Origin of the sequence: Methanosarcina sp. MSH10X1 (assembly GCF_004099695.1) — an archaeon.
GTDB lineage: Archaea > Halobacteriota > Methanosarcinia > Methanosarcinales > Methanosarcinaceae > Methanosarcina.
The window spans coordinates 118,858-135,599 of record NZ_SCHL01000006.1 but is presented as its reverse complement, the minus strand read 5'-3'; the positions used below and the strand labels follow the sequence as shown (position 1 = coordinate 135,599).

At 41.0% G+C, this 16,742-nt stretch carries 14 protein-coding genes and 1 pseudogene; 6 read left to right on the top strand and 9 right to left on the bottom strand.

Annotation, left to right across the window (positions count from 1 at the left end):
- The first annotated feature begins 90 nt into the window (after positions 1 to 90).
- Complete coding sequence (locus tag EQO05_RS07260; RefSeq protein ID WP_240664438.1) at positions 91 to 612, top strand: Nudix hydrolase; 522 nt, start codon at positions 91 to 93, stop codon at positions 610 to 612.
- 95 nt (positions 613 to 707) lie between these two features.
- Here the strand turns inward: EQO05_RS07260 and amrS are convergent, their stop codons facing one another.
- Complete coding sequence (amrS, locus tag EQO05_RS07255) at positions 708 to 1,772, bottom strand: AmmeMemoRadiSam system radical SAM enzyme (RefSeq protein WP_128505141.1); 1,065 nt, start codon at positions 1,770 to 1,772, stop codon at positions 708 to 710.
- A 268-nt stretch (positions 1,773 to 2,040) separates the two neighbouring features.
- On the bottom strand, positions 2,041 to 3,333 hold the full coding sequence (locus tag EQO05_RS07250; protein ID WP_128505139.1) for a methyltransferase: 1,293 nt from the start codon (positions 3,331 to 3,333) through the stop codon (positions 2,041 to 2,043).
- A gap of 462 nt (positions 3,334 to 3,795) precedes the next feature.
- On the opposite strand from EQO05_RS07250, the gene EQO05_RS07245 reads away from it, so the two are divergent.
- Positions 3,796 to 5,838, top strand: a complete 2,043-nt coding sequence (locus tag EQO05_RS07245) for an MASE3 domain-containing protein (protein WP_164888494.1) — start codon at positions 3,796 to 3,798, stop codon at positions 5,836 to 5,838.
- Positions 5,839 to 5,975: 137 nt separating this feature from the next.
- Here EQO05_RS07245 and EQO05_RS07240 read toward each other — a convergent pair whose 3' ends face one another.
- The 3 genes from EQO05_RS07240 to rsgA all read right to left on the bottom strand — a co-directional run bounded on the left by EQO05_RS07240 (position 5,976) and on the right by rsgA (position 8,970).
- Positions 5,976 to 6,161, bottom strand: coding sequence for a hypothetical protein (locus EQO05_RS07240; protein ID WP_128505136.1), 186 nt, complete (start codon positions 6,159 to 6,161; stop codon positions 5,976 to 5,978).
- Between the two features lie 352 nt (positions 6,162 to 6,513).
- Positions 6,514 to 7,566 (bottom strand): DUF362 domain-containing protein, encoded by a 1,053-nt coding sequence (locus EQO05_RS07235; RefSeq protein WP_255420841.1) that lies wholly within the window; start codon positions 7,564 to 7,566, stop codon positions 6,514 to 6,516.
- Between the two features lie 294 nt (positions 7,567 to 7,860).
- Positions 7,861 to 8,970, bottom strand: a complete 1,110-nt coding sequence (gene rsgA, locus EQO05_RS07230; RefSeq protein WP_128505132.1) for a ribosome small subunit-dependent GTPase A — start codon at positions 8,968 to 8,970, stop codon at positions 7,861 to 7,863.
- A gap of 197 nt (positions 8,971 to 9,167) precedes the next feature.
- Here rsgA and EQO05_RS07225 point away from each other — a divergent pair, with 197 nt between their 5' ends.
- Positions 9,168 to 9,494, top strand: coding sequence for a hypothetical protein (locus EQO05_RS07225; RefSeq protein ID WP_128505131.1), 327 nt, complete (start codon positions 9,168 to 9,170; stop codon positions 9,492 to 9,494).
- A gap of 94 nt (positions 9,495 to 9,588) precedes the next feature.
- On the opposite strand, the gene EQO05_RS07220 is transcribed toward EQO05_RS07225, so the two are convergent.
- Positions 9,589 to 9,684: a CatA-like O-acetyltransferase gene (locus EQO05_RS07220; protein WP_128505129.1), complete on the bottom strand. Its 96-nt coding sequence runs from the start codon at positions 9,682 to 9,684 to the stop codon at positions 9,589 to 9,591.
- Positions 9,685 to 9,828: 144 nt separating this feature from the next.
- Between EQO05_RS07220 and EQO05_RS07215 the strand changes: the two genes are divergently transcribed.
- Positions 9,829 to 10,068, top strand: coding sequence for a DUF2683 family protein (locus EQO05_RS07215; RefSeq protein ID WP_128505251.1), 240 nt, complete (start codon positions 9,829 to 9,831; stop codon positions 10,066 to 10,068).
- Positions 10,069 to 10,655: 587 nt separating this feature from the next.
- Here the strand turns inward: EQO05_RS07215 and EQO05_RS07205 are convergent.
- Together EQO05_RS07205 and EQO05_RS07200 are read right to left on the bottom strand one after the other, a co-directional pair.
- Positions 10,656 to 11,864 (bottom strand): DEAD/DEAH box helicase, encoded by a 1,209-nt coding sequence (locus EQO05_RS07205; RefSeq protein ID WP_240664435.1) that lies wholly within the window; start codon positions 11,862 to 11,864, stop codon positions 10,656 to 10,658.
- Between the two features lie 731 nt (positions 11,865 to 12,595).
- Positions 12,596 to 13,207, bottom strand: a complete 612-nt coding sequence (locus EQO05_RS07200; protein ID WP_128505123.1) for a GNAT family N-acetyltransferase — start codon at positions 13,205 to 13,207, stop codon at positions 12,596 to 12,598.
- Between the two features lie 538 nt (positions 13,208 to 13,745).
- Here EQO05_RS07200 and EQO05_RS07190 point away from each other — a divergent pair.
- Positions 13,746 to 15,434 (top strand): HEAT repeat domain-containing protein, encoded by a 1,689-nt coding sequence (locus tag EQO05_RS07190; protein WP_128505121.1) that lies wholly within the window; start codon positions 13,746 to 13,748, stop codon positions 15,432 to 15,434.
- Between the two features lie 348 nt (positions 15,435 to 15,782).
- The gene (locus tag EQO05_RS07185) at positions 15,783 to 16,388 is read left to right on the top strand and encodes a pentapeptide repeat-containing protein (RefSeq protein WP_128505119.1); all 606 of its coding nucleotides are present in this window, start codon (positions 15,783 to 15,785) and stop codon (positions 16,386 to 16,388) included.
- Between the two features lie 66 nt (positions 16,389 to 16,454).
- On the opposite strand, the pseudogene EQO05_RS07180 reads toward EQO05_RS07185, so the two are convergent.
- Positions 16,455 to 16,679: pseudogene (locus EQO05_RS07180) on the bottom strand (CatA-like O-acetyltransferase); the annotation flags it as partial.
- Positions 16,680 to 16,742 lie beyond the last annotated feature (63 nt).

The window sequence follows — 16,742 nt, the reverse complement described above, 5'->3', positions numbered from 1 at the left end:
CCATCATTTTTAATTTTATTTTAACCGAAACTCTTACTTTTTATTCTTAACCGTATCCGGATGGTAAGATGTCCATCAGGGAGGCTTTTTGTGGTAGAGCTGATCACCGAAGTCGATAAAAACGATAATTTTCTCGGGCTGCGCGAGCGAGAGGAGTTTTATTCAGGAAAGCATATCCACAGGGCTGCTCAGCTTATCCTGCTCAACCCTGAAAATAAAATGCTTATCCAGAAGAGGTCGCCTCAAAAGCGCTGGTATCCGGACCGATATACATATTCGGTAAGCGGTACTGTAGCGGATGAGTCTTATGAAGCCTGCATGAAGCGGGAAATGCTTGAAGAGATAGGAATATCGGTTCCTTTCAGGACACTATTTAAAATTCCCTGTATCTTCGAAAGCAAAGGTGCCTTCCACACAGTATTTTCAGCCAGGTGTTCGAAAAAACTTGCAAATTCAGTCCGGTTTGATCCGGAAGAAGCCGTTTATGTAGAATGGATAGAACTGGAGGAACTGCACAGGGCCGTTAAAACCGAACCTCAAAAATATACGCCTTCCCTGCGGGCAGGAATTATGAAGATTTTTCAGGAAGGATACGGAAGATTTCTTTTCTGAAAAAATAAAAATTACTTTCCTGAAACCGGGCACTAATTTTTTGAAAGATAAATCTTTTTCTATATTTTCCTGCTCTGGCTCTTTATACTCCGGGGTCAGTATTCGTATTCGTTTGGTGCTTCTTTTGAACCGGTAAACTCACCTATTATCGGAATATGTTCCCCGCATTTCGGGCAGGTTTTCTCAGGTGTGATTTCATACTTTTCGATCTCGAAATAGCCGCGCGTGATCAGCATTTTCCCGCAGTTCGGGCAGAAAGTATTGTTTTTCTCGCTGCCGGGAACATTGCCCATATATACATATTTCAGCCCTTCCTCGGTTGCGATTTTACAGGCATCCTGCATAGTTTTAACAGGTGTCGGGGAGAGGTTCTGCATTTTGTACTGGGGATGGAAGCGCGTGAAGTGAAGGGGAGTCTCAGGCCCCAGCTTTTTGTAGACCCATTTTGAGAGTTCCCTGAGCTCATCAAGGGAATCGTTTACACCAGGAATAATAAGGGTTGTAATCTCTACATGGATCCCGAGTTCTTTTGCAAGGGCAGAAGCCTCAAGCACAGGAGCCAGCTTTGCGCTGGCGACATCATGATAAAACTTTTCATTGAATGCCTTGATATCAATATTGGCGGCGTCCAGATAGGGCGCAATATGCCTTAGGGCATCGGGTGTCATATATCCGTTTGTCACATAAATCGTTGCAAGCCCTGCATCCTTTGCCATTTTAGCACAGTCGTAGGTGTATTCGTGCCAGATTGTGGGCTCGTTGTATGTCCAGGCAATTGAGCCTGAGCGTGAGAGGAGCGCTCTTTCAATTAGTTCCTCAGGAGAGATATCCATTGTGTATGCATCTTCCAGGCAGGCCTGGGAAATCGCCCAGTTCTGGCAGTGCTTGCAGCGGAAATTGCATCCTATTGACCCGACTGAATAAACATAAGATCCCGGATGAAAATGATAAAGCGGCTTCTTCTCTATTGGGTCAACTGCCTCGCTTGAGACTGTTCCGTAAATAAGAGTATATAATTCTCCGTCCCTGTTCTCCCTGACCCCGCAAAAGCCTCTTTTTCCCGGAGGAATTTTGCAACTCTGGGCACAGAGATTGCAGTGTACTTTATTGTCTCCGATTTTCTCGTAGAGCATGGCTTCTTTTATCACATCAATCCCCATTTAGAAATTGTATTACAGCATAATAACGTTGCTGTTTCAGATTTTTCCCGCCGCGCAGGAAGAAATGATAAGCCTCAATTATGTTTTCTGCGCTGGTAATGCTTTTGAGGCAGTCGATCCGGAACAGTACCGTGCCTATTGAGAAAAAAAACTTTACAGGGAGGTGTAATGCCTCTGACTGATTTCTGGGAATATCTACCAGTTGAAGGCTAGGAATTATGATTTTCGAAATCAGATTTTTCGGTGCAGCTAATTTCCCCCTCTAATTTCATCCTGTTTTACGTGCAAATACAATTCTTGATCCCTCCTTCATATCAAGTGAGTGAAAAACCTCAAGCCCGTAATTGCCAAGCATATCTATATATTCATTGAAAGGTACGCTGTTTTCGAAACTGTAACCCGATCCTCCTTTTTTCACACCTTCAAACGTCCAGAGATTCCAGTCAAGGCTGAGAAGGGGACTGGATTTCATTTTTTCATCAGGCATCTGCCGGGTTACGAAAATGCCCCCCGGATTTAAGGCTCTGGAAATCTTCGGGATAAGGGAAGGGACTTTTCCCCCCGGGTTAAAGGAAGAAAAGATAAGATCGTACCCATCCCCGATTTCGTCCTTAAAAAAGTCTCCCGGAATTACCTTCACATTCGCTGCTCCATACTTTTCGATAAATTCCTTTGTTTTTTCCGTTACAGGAAGCAGGTCAAACACAAAGGCCTGCAGGTTTTCGTTCAGTCTGGCAAAGGCAATTGCATAGAGCCCATGCCCTCCTCCGAGATCAAGCAGCTTTTTGATGTTCTCCAGATCAACATTTTCTGCAACGAGTTTGACAGTCTCCTGAAGCATTCCGCAGCGTGCGTTCTCAGCCATAGACTGAACAACTTCTCCGAAAAAGGTCCCTTTCTCAAAAATCTCAGGTCCGTTTTTAATGATTTCCGGGAGGCGGTTCCAGAGACCGACAGTCCTTAACGTTCCGGCAAGGTAGTGCTGCTGCGAGAACGGAGACCTCTCCAGAAGATAAGCCGCACTTAACTCGGAGACCAGGTACACGGCATCAGGATCTATTGAGCCGTAACTTTGAGCCCTGCCCTCAGGTTTGTCTTCATATTCTTCCTCGGGAGCGAATCCGTCTTTTTCATCGTTTTCATTTCTTTCCTGCCTGTGTATGTTGCTCTCTTCCTCAAGTGCTCCTTCTTCAAACCGGTCAAGCAGGCCAAGGCTGCAAAGGGCTTCACAGAAATGGGGCATGAGTGCAGGCTTGCAGCCAAGCTTTTCAGCCAGAACCCCTGCTGATAAAGGAGTTTTAAGCGCTTCAAATACCCCGAGCTCAAGAGCGGAAACAATCAGCCTGTACTCTCTTAAACCCTGAACAGAAGAGTCGATAAGCTTGAAAAAACGGTCAGAATCTACTTCAGGTCTCTGCATTAAATCCGCAGCTTTTTCAGGCTCTGTAGAATTTTTAAGTCCTTTACTGATACTTAAGTCATCTTCCGACGTGTTTTTCTCCATGACCTGCCTTTTAACTCCCATATCAGGCTGTATTTTATTTCCAACTTCGTCTTCCATACCCTATCTCCTTTTTACTAATTTCTGCACATATTCTGAACATAAATCTTAAAAACTTAGTTTCCTGTGTTAACGACAATAAATATTAATTTAGTGAATTATTGTAATACTTAATAAGATAAGAAGTTTATTTTATGCCAAAATAAGTAAACATTGTTAACTCAAAGTGATACTGTGAGAAAATAATTGAAGATTGGAAAGTGATCGAAAATTTATAAAAGATTGGAACAATAAAAAACAGTGTCATACAGAAGCGGGTACACATGGAAACCTGCACAGAGATCCGGTTTTTCGGGCTTAGCTTTTATAAGATGATCTGGGTCATTTAGAGTTATAAACGAGAATTGAAAATATTGGGGACAGGTATGAAAACCGGCTATAGATCTCTACACATATTTATATAAAAATAAAAAGGTTTTTATATTATTGTTAAGAGATAAATTTGGGATGGAATATGGAGAAATGAAAAGTCTTACGATTTTCAATACTCCTGTTTTTAAGCTTGGACTATTTCTATTAATAGCGTGCGTACTCTACGTGATCAGTCTTGAGAATTATCTACTCTTCCGCATTATTGTAAATTTATTTAATGTTATAATCGCTTACATGGTTTTCATAATTGTATGGAAGTCAAAAGTTATTTCCGAAAACCGATACCTTACTTTTATCGGAACAGCCCTCTTTTTCGTAGCAGGTCTGGGTTTTTTGCGCGCATTTTCATATAGAGAAATGGGCGTGTTTCCCGAATACGGGACAAATCTTCCGGTGCAGCTCTGGATAGTTATGAGATACCTTGCAAGCATCTCATTCTTTGTGGCTCCTCTGCTTTTAACACAATTTCCAGGGGATGGAAAAAGGAATGAAAAGACCAGTGTAAGTGGTCATTTTGCCCAGAAAGTGTTCATTATCTATTCTATAATTACGGCAGTTCTTCTGCTGTCAATTTTCAAGTACAGAAACTTCCCTGTGTCTTATATTGAAGATTATGGATTAACCAGCTTTAAGATAATCAGCGAGTATATTATCTCTTTCCTGTTTATTGGTTCACTGGTTCTCCTGTACAGGAAAAAGGACAGGTTTGAGGATCATGTTTACAGGATACTTACAACGGCCATAACAATTTCAATCCTTTCGGAGTTTGCCCTTATATACTACACAAATACCGAGGAATTTTTGAACTTTTTCGGGCTGACTCTATATGCCCTGTCTTTTTATCTCATTTACATAGCAATAGTGAAAACAGGCTTTGAAGATCCCTGCACTCTTCTTTTCCGAGAACTTAAATTCAGGGAAGAAGCCCTGAGAAAAGAAACGATTTTTCTGAAGGATGATCAGGGGCGGATTTACAGAATGCTTGGGGTTGATAGGCATATACCCGAGCCTGAGATTGAGATACTGCAGGATCAGAGCTTGCAGGATAAAACAAAGCAATATAAGCCATTTATGCAGAATCTTCACGGATTCTTATACTTCCGCCTCAACGAGAGACGCATTCCTGTGTTTATGGATGGGGCTGTGGAAGAAATTACTGCTTATAGCAGAGAGGACTTTGTTTCCGGCAAAATGAAATGGGCTGAAATAGTGGTACCTGAAGACCGCCCTTTATTTGTCGGAGCTATAGAAACAGTGGAGTCAAATCAAGATTCCTCTCTGGAACTGGAATACAGGATAAGGAGAAAAGATGGAGAGATAAGATGGGTTCGGGAAATCATGCAACTTATTCCCAGAAAATCCGGCACTTCCGAGAAATTCGAGGGCTTTATTCACGATATCACCCAGCGTAAAATGGCTGAAGAAAGTCTCACCAGAAGTGAAGAAATCCGTATAAAAGAAATTCACCACAGGATTAAAAATAACCTGCAGGTTATTTCCTCTTTACTTAGCCTTCAGGCTGAAAAACTCCATGATAGAGAAATCCTCCAATCCTCAGAAGTTTTTGAGGCTTTTAAAGAAAGCCAGAACCGTGTAACCTCTATGGCTCTAATCCACGAGGAGTTGTATCAGGGTAAGGACATGGAGACCCTTGAGTTCTCGGCTTACCTGCACAGGCTGACTGGTGACCTTATTAAATCCTATAATTCAGGAAATAGGAAGATAAGCTTAAAACTGCAACTTGAACAGGTCTACCTTGGAATGGATACGGCTGTACCCCTGGGAATTATAGTAAACGAACTTGTTTCAAATTCTCTGAAGCATGCATTTCCTGCAGGCGAAGGCGGAGAAGTCCATATAAGCCTCTTCGCATTAAAGGACAGTAACGGAGAAGACGTAAGAGGGACTGGCTGCAAAAATGAAGCACCCCAGGAGTTTATTCTTATTGTAGCTGATAACGGAACTGGCATTCCGGAAGATCTTGACATCAGGAACACTGATTCCCTTGGGCTTCAGCTCGTAAATCTTCTGGTGGAACAGATCGACGGGTGTATTAAACTTAAAAAGGACTCAGGGACGGAATTCAGGATACTGTTCAGAAAGCAAAAAAATGAGATTTCCCATCTAAGATAATACATACGGGCTTTAAACCGTCTTCAAGCCGATAGCTAATTACAGGCTCTAAACCATGTCTTCAAGCCGATAGCTAATGCACCGAAAGAACTTTTACATGGGAAAAACAGGGCAAAAAACAATAAATTTAAAAAAATTTAGAAAGCTGCGTCAACATAATCGACCGGCCTTTTAAAAACAGCTGTTATCATTCCGTCTTCGTCGATCTCGTCCGCAAACTTGATGAGCTCCCAGCCTTCAACTCCGAGGCTGTTAAGATCTTCTTTCGTCTTTGACCACTCACTGAACCTTATCTCTTTAACATCATATTCCCAGATGGTCATTCTAATTCATCTCCAGTAAAGTTGGGTAAGATTAACTCATATACTAAGTTGTGGCATCTGCTATATTTATCTTTTTAAAAAATAGATTTGTGATTAAGTAAAGTAAAGTTGATCTGAGTATTAGTCTTTGAATCAACTCCGGAAAATCATAGAATTGAGCCGCTATCCCTGGTTCTTTACAATCAAAATAACAAAAAGAAAAAATCGAAAGTTGACAATTTGATCTGGTTGGGTTTTAACCGGATTGAACCAGTTCAAATTTCAACTTTTTTAGTCAATTTAAATTTCAACTTTTTTAGCCAATTTAAATCTCAACCTTTTCAGCCAATAATCTCAAATTTTTTTAACCACTTCAAATCTCAACCAGTTGATATTCCCGGCTTCCAAGCCCGATTTCCTCTCCATACCTTAGCTGGTGGGTTCCATCAACCATTGGCCATATACCCCTGAATTTATCAGCCCCGGCTTCGTGGTTGAAGTGCAGGGAGGAGCTGACAAGCCCTTTCTGCTTATTTACAAGGTCGTAGCTTGCCTGGTCAAGGGCAACAGGGTCGGTTGAGGCGAGAATTCCTATGTCCGGCACAACAGGAGCATCACTCCAGGGTACGCAGTCGCAGTCAGGGGTGATTTTAAGCAGGAAATTAATATAACCGACCCTTTCTTCTTTTCCCTTTACTGCGCCGTATGCATATTCCGTGACACACTCCAGAAACTCCGGGATATCATGTTCCCAGTCGATATCAATAGCGCTTGAAGGGCAGGCTTCCATACACTGCCCGCAGCTTATACAGACATTGGGCTCTATCATTGAAACCTCCCCTACAAGGGCAGAAGCCCCGACAGGGCAGATCTCAACACATTTCCCGCAGGCTACGCATTTTTCCTCAATTACATGCGGGCTTGTCCTGAAATGCTGTTCTTTCTTGCCGACCGCGGGAGCACAGCCCATAGCAAGATTCTTGATAGCCCCTCCGAAACCGGCTACTATATGCCCCTTAAAATGGGACATCACAATCATAGAGTCCGCAGCAGCAATGTCCGACCCTATCTTTACGGACTTGAAATGCTTCTGCCCGATCTCGACTTCTGCCGCGTTCTGGCTCCTCAAGCCGTCCGATATGATAAGCGGAGCCCGGACAACAGAATAATCGAAACCGTGCTCTATGGCTGTTGTCAGATGATCGACGGCATTATGCCGGCTGCCTGAGTAAAGCGTATTAGTGTCCGTAATAAACGGTTTTGCCCCGGCTGCCCGGATCTTTTCCACAACCTGCCGCACAAAGACCGGATTTACGTATCCGTCGTTTCCGTATTCACCGAAATGAACCTTAATTGCAGTGAGGTCATCGGACCCCAGAAGCTCAATGAAACCTGCCTCATCAAAAAGCCTCTGAATCTTACTGATGGTGCTATCCTGCGGGTTTCTTGCCCTCAGGTCTGCAAAATAAACTTTACTTGCCGTCTAAGTCCCTCCTAATCTAGATTTGTGCTTTATCCTGAAGTGTGAAGTTAAAAATGTGGATTTAAGAAAGTGTTTTTAGTTTTTAGGTATTGCGCTGTCAGGAGAAGAAGATAGATGTTATTACATTCGATGAAGTCCACACAGCACATCGAATCTGTAAAAATATAAAGATATGCTAAAATAATAATAAATTCCTGACAAATCCTGCCTGAAATCGCCTTATTTATGATCCTTATCTTATGGCTTTCCAGTAAATTTTTTATATTTTTTAATATTCACTGCGATTTCCCTGTGTTTTTCCTTTTCAAGCCGCTTGAGCCCTATCTCGGCTTTTTTCGTCTGGAATATAAGTTCTTCAGTTAACCTGTGATAGCTGTCAAGCCGTTCTTCAGGAATAAGCCCATCCTCAACCGCCTTCAGTACGGCACAGCCCGGCTCGTCGCGGTGAGTGCAGTCTTTAAACTTACAATCTCGGGCTGCATCAACGATTTCGGAAAAAGCTTTCTCAAGCCCTTCGGAAGAATCTCCGAGCTGGATTTCCCTGATTCCGGGGTTGTCTATAAGAACCGCGCCATTTGGAAGCAGGAATAGCTGGCGGACTGTAGTTGTGTGCCTGCCCTTCTGATCGTCTTCCCTGATACCCGCCGTTTTCTGGACGGCTTCGCCAAGAAGAGCATTAATAATTGTAGATTTTCCAACACCTGAGGAGCCGATTAGTGCAACCGTTTCCCCCGGCTTAAGATAAGGACTTAGTGTATCGAGTCCGATTTCCGAAAGGGCACTTAAGGAAACAACCGGCACGTTTCCTGCAATAGACTGGATTTTTTCTACCAGCCTGGCAGGGTCATCCGCAAGGTCAATCTTGTTAAGTAAAATCACCGGATTTGCCCCGGAAGAATAGACAACGGCTAGATATCTCTCAAGCCTCCGCAGGTTGAGATCCTTACCAACGGAGGTCACGATAAAAATGGTATCAAGGTTTGCAGCAATTACCTGCTCTCCGCCCCCATCCCCTGCTGCTCCTCTTGAAAAGCAGGTTCTTCTGGGAAGGATATTTACAACTACTCGTGAGCCCAGTTCAGGCTGGTCAAGCAAAACGACAAAATCCCCTACGACCGGCTGCTTTCCTATTCGCTGGAGTGCACCGGAAATTCCAGCCTGTACGACAGCTCCAGGGATAAGAACCTCGCAGACCGTTTTATGCCTCGATGCAACTCTTCCGGGAGTGTAGGAACCTCTGTAGGCAGAAAAAGCAAGATCAAGCTCTTTATTCCATCCTGGAATAGTATCGGCGCTACTGTAGGCTGAAATATCACCTGAGTTTCCTGTTTCGCTATGATTGTTCATAAAATGGAAATATCCGGTTAAATGGTTAAATATTTTGATATTTTGTCCTTTCTCAGTTCGAGAGTTCCTGAAAACATCTTTCCTACCAGCTGCAAAAATTCTCTGCCCGATAACCGCTCAATTATACATCCCTTTTCTCTACTTCTCTTTCTATCTATTTCAAACTCCTTTTATAGTAAAGTAGCTAATTCAAAATAATGATTGATTCTGCATCTTTACGAATAATTGCAATTTTTATTCTCATTGTTATAGCTATTTTACTTATATTCTCACGTTTAAGGAAAAGGCTCTATAAGGCTGAAAAATACATTGAAAGCTCTACTAAAGAGAAAGAAAATGAGAGCGAGAATGAAGAAGAGGATTCGTTGGCGCTTGGGATTCCTTTTGGTATGTCATTCGGTTTGATACTTGGCCTTATGATAGACAATATAGGCCTGGGACTTGCTCTCGGACTTTCCCTCGGAGTGGCTTTTGGAGCTTTGCTTGAGGAAAAAGGAAAGAGAGAGGACGTGAAAAAGAAATAATAACTTACTCTCATGTAAAACCTATGTATTCTGAAAACATAACTTCAGAAAGTAAAAATAAGTGAACTACCGGTTCTCCTATTATACTTATAATCTACACTTCATCCAGGCATCTCTCCAGCTTATCCGCAAATTTGCCAGTATGAACACCATCAATAAATGCATGATGAACCTGGACTGCAAAAGGCATCAATCTGCTTCTTTTTCATGATATTTCCCTAACTAAGTATGGACTGCGCTTTTTCTCCAGTGGATCTGGAGAACATAATTATTCTTTAGTGAGGCAGAACGATATATATTAATAGGGCATTAACCTCTTATTAATATGGTATATATGGTTCAAGCGATAATAAACATTGATGAGCGAACGAATCGAGTTTTGAATATTATCAAGGCTAAATACGGTTTAAAAGACAAAAGTGCTGCTATTATTAAAATGGCTGAAGAGTATGAAGAAGAGATATTAGAGCCAGAGTTAAAGCCTGAATACATTGAAAAACTGAAGAAAGTAGAAAAACAGGAAACTATAGAATTGGGCACGGTTGAAAACTTAAGGAAACGATATGGTCTTTGATTTTTATGTATTTTTTAAAAATCAGATCGGAACTTGATAGTAAATTTGAAAAATTAGCAAAAAAGAATACAATACAACTTGAAATTATTTTAAGTAAAGTAAATGAGATCTTAGAAAATCCACATCGGTACAAAAATTTAAGAGCTCCGATGAACCATTTAAAAAGAGTGCATATCGATAAACATTTTGTATTAGTCTTCTCTATTGATGAGGAATCAAAAACTATAACCCTGGAAGATTACGATCATCACGATAAAATATATTGACTTCGAAATTTTGTTTATTTTTCTGGCAGCTCCTTGAAAACTTTCTTCACTTTCTTCATATGCCCAGAGGCCCAGGGGAATAGCCTGTTTAAGTTGGAGTGCCGTACGCAATTTGATTTTAGCATAAATCTCCCATCCCGGAGTCAACGAACTCTGCCCATTTGTCCGAAGGCATCGGAAGGGTGCATTTTGATATCGTAGTGGCACGAACTGGCTGTCGTTCTTATTCTCGTGCCCGGGTTTTACAGGAGCAGTCCATTGCTCCTGCCGATGCCAATCGATCAATGGTTAGTTATAATGCAATGCACAGACGAACGGTGTCTAACAGTTTTTGTGCCTCGGTTTATTACCTTTTCTGGAGGGGTTGTTCATCCTATTTACCGGCTTTGGCAATCTTATTTCCGGTCTTTCAATTACAATCTTCTTCAGAGCAGGTAGTGCCTGTTCCTTAATATTTACATCATTGTCTTTCAGTACACTCATGAAATTAGCATGGTCATTTCTGGAAAGGATATTTATCGCTTTTCCTTCTGTTCCTGCTCGTGCAGTTCTTCCAATCCTGTGAATATACTGTTTACTCTCCCTGGGAATATCATAATTGTAAACATGGGAAACACCCTGTATATCAAGACCTCTTCCGGCTACATCCGTACATATAAGGACTCCTATGTTCCCGGAGTGGAATTTTTCCATTATGCGAGTTCGTTCGTTCTGTGTCAATCCGCCATGAATTGCCACGGCATTGATACCTGATTTTCTCAGGTTTTTTGCGACTTTGTCAGTATTTCTTTTTGTGTTGCAGAAAACCATCCCGAGGGTTGACTTCTCATTTTGCAGAAGGTACACGAGCAGAGATAATTTCATGTCATCCTGTACTTTATAAACGACCTGATTCAATTTTTGCGGGTCGATATAAGACTCTGTTGATACTTGAACCGGGTTTTCCATGTACTTGCGGGAAAGCCGGACAATATCTTTTGTAATGGTCGCAGAGAACAAAAGGGTCTGCCTGTTTTGAGGACATTCCTTGATAATTTTTTCTACATCCACTTTGAATCCCATATCAAACATATGGTCTGCCTCATCAAGGACAAGGGTTTTCATATTATTCAATTTGATAGTATTTCTGCTGATATGATCGAGTAGCCTACCGGGTGTTCCCACAACAACCTCGGCATTCTTTAATTCTTTAATTTGTGAATTGATCCCTACACCGCCATAGATAGATGCGATATTTAACGGGTCGTATTTTGAGAATTTCCTGAAAGAACTTGCCACCTGCTCCGCAAGTTCTCTTGTAGGGGTCAGAATCAAAGCCTGAATTCCTTTTCCTTTTTCGGAATTTTGTAATATGCCGGAAGCAAATGCCAGTGTTTTTCCGGTACCTGTTGCGGCTCCGGCTATAACGTCTTCCCCAGCAAGTATTAGGGGAATTGATTTTTCCTGTACTGCTGTAGGGCTTTCAAAGCCATGTTCATCTATTGATTTCAAAACAGCATTGCTGAGACCTAGTTTTTTAAAATTATTCATAGTTAGACTTTCCGTGATTTTTCTGAAAAAGCTACTTAATTGCTTTTTCATATTCATATATTTAAGACATATTAAAAACAATTAAGAGCTATAAGCACAACTTTAGAAAAGTTAAGATTAATTTACTGCTTAAAAGTTAGTAATCGCTTATAACGGTGAACTCTCCCTTTATACTTTTGCCTATTTTGATGATGTGATTACCCAGCATTCACTGTTCTTCCAAAGGTTCTTTTTGTAATAGTGTGCCGCTTCATGCAAGAGCCGTTTCCGGTTTGTTTGCGCGCCACCACGTCCAATATACCGCATAACACTGCAAGGCTCACTCATCTATCATCAGGCAATATCTATATCCTGTATCGCTTCTGGCTTATTTGAAAGATTCTCATAATGCCAATGGACAAATATGAGATGGCACTCACAAAAAACAAATAAATAATTCTGTCAATACAGAGACAATAGCTGCAGTATTGATGTGAACTTTCACCATGGTATACATGCCTATCATCACAATTTCTTTAAACCCAAAAACCGAAGAAGGCAGGCTCGAAGCGGATCTGCTTTGGGACAGCATAGCTCTGTCAGGGACCAGTCCGGGTACCGTGACCTCTAAGAAGAAGGCGCACTGGAAAAAAATTATGAGATAGACGACACAAAATTTAAGTGCGGGGTGGGATTCTAAACTCCTTATCCTTCAATCAAACTGCGACATGCAAGGCGAAGGCCTCTTTTATTCATAGTTTTAATTGAGTGTCCGTAACATGCTTCTCTTTGTAGGGAAATTGCTTCTCAAAATCCTCCAGCTCCTCATTTTCTATTTTAAAAACCTCGTCTTCATAAAATTTTCCTGAAATTTCCCTCAGGCTGCCATCGTAGAGTTCCAATGCCATAAATGCATCAAAATTATCGCCCCAGGATGTCCGGATATTATATTTTTCAGCATTGACAAAACCAAAACGATGATAATAGTCTGGATTTCCAAAAATAATTATACCCTTATATCTCAGCTGCCTTGCTTTTTCGATAGAATGATTCATTAATAAAGAACCGATACCCTGCTTTTGATATGATGGCGATACTGCAATTGGGCCCATACATAAAACTTCGAATTCGTTGTTTTCCTCATTCAGGACCTTAGCTCTTGAATAAATAATATTGCCGGCGATCGTATCCTTATCATATGCAACAAAATCCAGTTCTTTCACAAATGCAGGTACTTTTCTTATTTTATGCACTATAAGATGCTCATCGCATCCTGGTTTGTATAGATCCCAGAATGCTTCTCTTGTCATGTATTCTACAATTTTGAAATCCTTTTCTTCTTCTAATCTTATAAAAATGTTCATTGTCGTTTTCTCCTCACCTATAAAGTAAATCCGCTTTTTCAATGAATGAAAATAAAATTACTCCATTTTCACATCAAAATTAAAATCTTTTGCTATATTTGTTTGCATCTTGTTTTCTGAGATAGTCCCATAGTGCAACTTAAGGAGATCTTCCATATCTTAACCTGCCAATCCCCAAAAGCTTTTGGAAAAGGTTAGTTCAATATTCAGGTACATGCAGTTTAATAGGTGGATTCGTTTAGAAATTCTTTCACAAGCACCCTCGTCCCGTTCATTTGAGATAACATTCCATGACTCCCAGTTTCATATAATACAAGCTTTAGATTGAAATAATCTTGTGAAGAGCCTTTTGTAATGAAAACTTGTCTTCCAATTCTGGTCTTTCGAAATTAATTATAGCTTTATTATTTATAGGGAATAAATAGACATTTATTTAAATGACAATTCCAATTTATTTTATAACTCAAACTCATTTGGAGAATATGTCAATTTGAAAAAATTGAAGGATAAAAAGAGATGGAAAGAGGAGAAAAAAGGAATGACAAGGGAGAGAGAAATGAGAAGCGAGGGCGAGATCGAATGTGAGCAGGTTAAAGAAAAAGGATGCAGAATATCCGCCTTTAGTTTCCTGGGACCTACAGATGACAGAGACGAATATCTGAGAAAAGATTCAGAAGATTCTCTTGCAAGATCATATGCAAGTCTTTCAGAAAAAGAGAAAATTATAGAGGAGCTCCTTCGACTCAGTTCGGATCCGGACCCGCAGATAAGAAGAGGTGTAATCGAGTCCCTTCTTACTATTTATTCGCTAAAATCAGGCAAAGAACAGGATATCTGGGATGAACTTCTAAAAATGTCTGGAGATACGGACACAGGTGTCAGAAAGGGTGCTGCAAGCATGCTTTCGCGTGTCTTTCCGGTGGTTGAGGAAAAATCTACCGTTTTTTCTGACCTTGTAAAGCTCACTGAGAGTCGGGACGCCCAGCTCAGGAAGAAAGCTGCAGAGCTTTTTACTGTCGCATTTGCGTACTCAGCTGATAAGCAAAAAACATGGGACGAGCTTTTGAGGCTTACATCCGCTGAAGACCGAGAGGTAAGAAAAGAGGCTGTACTTGCGCTTTCGTCAGGCTATTCAGAGGTTCCGGATAAAAGAAAAGTCTGGAGCGACCTTATCAGGCTTTCGACTCATGGTGATAATTTTGTTCAAAGGGTAGCAACAAAGACTCTTGGACCTGCCTTCTTTTATGTGCCTGATAAAACACAGGCATGGAAAGATTTGCAGGGTCTTATTGATAACCCTTATATCTACGTCCGTATGTACGCACTTCGATCCCTTGGAAAAGCTTCCCTCTGGAGGGCTCTCAAGGCTGAAAACGAAGCTGCTTATCTTTTCGGGCTTAAAGAGGCAGTCAAATACTTTAAAGAGTCGGCTGAGGCCTCTGCCAGCACTGTTATTCCCGAATTATACTATTCCTTTTACGAGGCTCTCTTACAGATCCTTTTCGGGGAAAGATCCCCAGGACTTGAAAGCGAACGATATATTTCAGAAGTAACCCATGAGATCAGGTATCTTGAAGAAGACCAGAGGCTTCTTAAAACTATGGAAGAATTCTCAGAGCTCTTTTTAGCAGCAGGAAATCTGACTGCCGGAGATTTGCCTGCCCGGAAAAAACTTCTTGAGACCTGCATTGAGGCTTTTGACAGAGCTTCAGGAATTCTGGATATTCTGGAAGAAGACGCTATTCTTGAGCAAAAAAACTTGAGAAAAAAATGTTCAATAACGGGAAAAGTAGTTGCGGAACATGAGCTAAAAAAGGTCCTTTCCGGAATTAAGTATAAAGCAAGAACAGCATGCTTCAAGGCAAAAGGCAAGCCTACGGAAAAAATTACATGTGCTGTAAACCAGAGGGTCAAAACATGGAGTTTACAGGATCTTGAAAAGGATAGAAAAGAACTGGACAGGCAGCTTGAGTCTTTGCTTAGCACTCTTAGAACTCAGATTCCTTTTATCCCTGAAAACACCTATATTTTTAAGAAACTTGATGATATCAGTCAGGAACAGTACCTTCTTGAACGCTACAGGCAAGTTAGTAGATTATTAAGCCTGATACCCGGAGCCAGGATGTATTCAAGAACTCCAGGTAAAAGAATCCAGAGGATAGGGTATGAAAAATGGGTGCTTTATAAATCTGCATTTTCGGGACTTTCTGGCTATGAAAGGCAGTAAACTTATCTTTTGCTTTCCAGCAGTAGCATTTGACGGATCAGAGAGATGGAAACGGAGATAAAAGTCAGGTGCAGTATTTCTTAAATCTCTCCTCCATTTTTACCCTGCCTCCATTTATCTCAGGCACTTCACTGCTGTTCTGACTCTTAACTTTCGTCCAAGCCATTCTTCAATGAGAAGTACAGATGCCCAAAATCTGAACTTATCCTCAGCTTTAATTTGAGACCCTCTCTTAATGGTACTCTCTTACTATAGGTTTGCCTGCCAGTGTGTAAGTCCTATATAAAGTCCTATATAAAGTCCTATATAACACCATCCTTTGAAACCTCAATATATGGAGATGGAAGCGTGCTGGAAAGCAGAATTATAGCCGCACAATCTGATGACAATTTTATAGAACGGATTCGCTTTGAAGGCGAGATGCTTTCAGACGTCGATATCACAAGGATAGAATTCGAATCGGTACAGTTTATACAATGCCAGTTCAATAAATGTGATTTTTCAAAAGCCAGCTTTTACAATTCGGTGTTTGATAACTGCAATTTTGCGAACTGCATTTTTATGGAAAGCTACTGGAAAGGCTCCAAAATTTTAACGTGCAAGGGCGATGGCAGCAACTTCAGCAAGAGCCATATGAAAGAATCCTTTTTAACGGACGGTTCTTTTCGATATGCAGATTTTTCAGGTTCTGTACTGGAGAACTGCACCATTCGTGACTGCAATTTTACGGAAGCCTTCTTATCCGAGATTCGGTTAAAGAAACCCACGCTGAAAGCGGTTAATTTCACAGGTGCGGATTTCTTTAAAACCTTACTCAAAGACATCGACTTATCGGATTGTATCATTGACGGGATCACGGTATCCGATACACGCAATGAACTCAGGGGAGCTATATTCAATGCCGGGCAAGCAATAGAACTCGCTGCGCGGATTCTGGGAATCAAAATTGTCTGAAAAATAACTGCTACTATTTTCGAGTTTTTCCCTTAAAGCATTCTAATCTCCCATTATGCTTATTATCTACACTTCATCCAGGTATCTCTGCAGCTTATCCGCAAGTTTGCCAATATGAATACCGTCAACAAATGCGTGGTGAACCTGGACTGTAAACGGCATCATCAATCTGCCTTCTTTTTCGTGATATTTTCCCCAATCAAATATGGGCTGCGCTTTTTCCATATTTCCTAAATCCGCGCCCATCAATACTAAATAAGTAAATATTACAATACGTAAAAAAATTAGAAATAAGGTATTGTCAAGTTTATAAGGGCTGAGATTATTTCAGCCCATTCGAGACAAATTTGTTTA

Excerpts from the sequence above, each read along its gene's own strand:
- EQO05_RS07245 (WP_164888494.1), top strand. The coding sequence starts at position 3,796 with ATGAAAAGTCTTACGATTTTCAATACTCCTGTTTTTAAGCTTGGACTA.
- rsgA (WP_128505132.1), bottom strand. The coding sequence starts at position 8,970 with ATGAACAATCATAGCGAAACAGGAAACTCAGGTGATATTTCAGCCTAC.
- EQO05_RS07205 (WP_240664435.1), bottom strand. The coding sequence starts at position 11,864 with ATGAATAATTTTAAAAAACTAGGTCTCAGCAATGCTGTTTTGAAATCA.
- EQO05_RS07240 (WP_128505136.1), bottom strand. The coding sequence starts at position 6,161 with ATGACCATCTGGGAATATGATGTTAAAGAGATAAGGTTCAGTGAGTGG.
- EQO05_RS07200 (WP_128505123.1), bottom strand. The coding sequence starts at position 13,207 with ATGAACATTTTTATAAGATTAGAAGAAGAAAAGGATTTCAAAATTGTA.
- amrS (WP_128505141.1), bottom strand. The coding sequence starts at position 1,772 with ATGGGGATTGATGTGATAAAAGAAGCCATGCTCTACGAGAAAATCGGA.
- EQO05_RS07220 (WP_128505129.1), bottom strand. The coding sequence starts at position 9,684 with ATGCCTTTTGCAGTCCAGGTTCATCATGCATTTATTGATGGTGTTCAT.
- EQO05_RS07225 (WP_128505131.1), top strand. The coding sequence starts at position 9,168 with ATGATTGATTCTGCATCTTTACGAATAATTGCAATTTTTATTCTCATT.
- EQO05_RS07190 (WP_128505121.1), top strand. The coding sequence starts at position 13,746 with ATGACAAGGGAGAGAGAAATGAGAAGCGAGGGCGAGATCGAATGTGAG.
- EQO05_RS07250 (WP_128505139.1), bottom strand. The coding sequence starts at position 3,333 with ATGGAAGACGAAGTTGGAAATAAAATACAGCCTGATATGGGAGTTAAA.
- EQO05_RS07215 (WP_128505251.1), top strand. The coding sequence starts at position 9,829 with ATGGTTCAAGCGATAATAAACATTGATGAGCGAACGAATCGAGTTTTG.